General features: G+C 62.8%; 2 protein-coding genes. One reads left to right on the top strand and one right to left on the bottom strand.

The window, feature by feature from the left end; translation table 11 throughout:
• Window positions 1-854, bottom strand: an 854-nt coding sequence (locus ACESMT_RS00220) for a peptidogalycan biosysnthesis protein (protein ID WP_372824092.1), incomplete at its 3' end; no start/stop codon positions are given.
• Between ACESMT_RS00220 and ACESMT_RS00215 the strand changes: the two genes are divergently transcribed.
• The coding region (locus ACESMT_RS00215) for a nitrilase-related carbon-nitrogen hydrolase (protein WP_372824090.1) at window positions 853-1,460 on the top strand (608 nt) is incomplete at its 3' end. The two genes, ACESMT_RS00220 and ACESMT_RS00215, sit on opposite strands and share 2 nt — an antisense overlap.

Below are 1,460 nucleotides of genomic sequence, written 5' to 3'. Positions count from 1 at the left end.
CTGTCGCCGCGCTCGGCCACAAACAGCAGCCAGTTCTCCGGCATGGTGTCCTGCATGCGCTGGAAGAAGTCGCGGCTCAGGTAGGGGGCGTTGCCGTGTTCGTAATAAGTGCGTTCGTAGCAGCTGTAGAAGAAGTCCCAGTCGTTCGCGGAAATGTCCTTCCCCAGCGACCAGCGAAAGGTCACCCCGGCTTCAAGCACCTTGCGCCGCTCCTGGCGGATTTTTTTGCGCTTGTCCTGGCTCAGCGACATCAGGAAGTCGTCGAAATCACGGTAACCTGCGGGTTGGCCAGTCCAGTGAAACTGCACGTCGTGGCGCAGCATCAAGCCGGCTTCTTCGCAAGCTGCTACATCCGCATCGCTGGCAAACAACAGGTGAAGGGAGGAGAGCTTTTGCTCGCTGCACCAGGCCACCAGCGCCTTGACCAGCAGGGTGCGTGCTGCGGCGTCGCGCGCCAACAGGCGGGGGCCCGGCACGGGCGTGAAAGGTGGCGCGACCAGCGCTTTGGGGTAGTAGGCCAGGCCGTGCCGGTGGTAGGCGTTGGCCCAGGCGTGGTCGAAGACGTATTCGCCGTAGGAGTGGTCCTTCAGGTACAGCGCGCAGGCGCCCACCAGTTCATCGCCGCAGGACAGGGTGAAAAACCCGGCGGTCCAGCCGGTGGCTGGCGTGGCGCTGCCGCTGTCGTGCATGGCGCTCAGGTACTCGTGGCGCATGAAGGGGTTGACCCCGCTGGTCGGGTCCTGCAGGGCGAGCAGGTCGTTCCAGAGCTTGGCATCGACTTGCCCCGGCGAGTTCAGGACGCGAATGACATAATCGTTTTCAGCCACAGCACCTACCGTTTTTTCTTTTTCCATGACTCTCAAAATCTGCGTTGCCCAATTGAACTACTGCGTGGGCGACATGCCCGGCAATGCACAAAAAATCATTGATGCCGCCCGCACGGCGTATGCCGATGGTGCGCGCCTGCTGCTGACGCCCGAGATGGCGATTTGCGGTTATGCCGCCGAAGACCTGTTTTTGCGCCGCTCTTTCATCGAAGCCTGTGATGATGCCGTGAATCACATCGCCCGTGAGCTGGCCGGGTTAAAGGGCCTGACGGTGGTGGTGGGCACACCCACCCACGGCGACAGCGGCAAGGGTTTGCGGACCAAAAGCGTCGAGGTGCAGCAGCGGCACAACGCCGCCCGGGTGCTGCGCGAGGGGGCGGTGATCGCCAGCTATGCCAAGCGTGAGCTGCCCAATTACCAGGTGTTCGACGAGCGCCGTTATTTCACGCCGGGCCAGGGGGTTTGCGTATTCGAGGCGGGCGAGGGCGCCGGCGCAGTGCGTATCGGCTTGCTGATCTGCGAGGACGCCTGGTTTGAAGAACCGGCCCGGCTGGCCAAAGAAGCTGGCGCCGAAATGCTGGCGGTCATCAATGCCTCGCCCTTCCACGTGGGCAAGGGCGGTGAGCGGGAATT

Source organism: Polaromonas sp. (genome assembly GCF_041689105.1).
In the GTDB taxonomy this organism is placed as follows: Bacteria; Pseudomonadota; Gammaproteobacteria; order Burkholderiales; family Burkholderiaceae_C; genus Polaromonas.
Note: the sequence above shows the minus strand (reverse complement) of the source record. Positions and strands in the feature narration are given on the sequence as shown.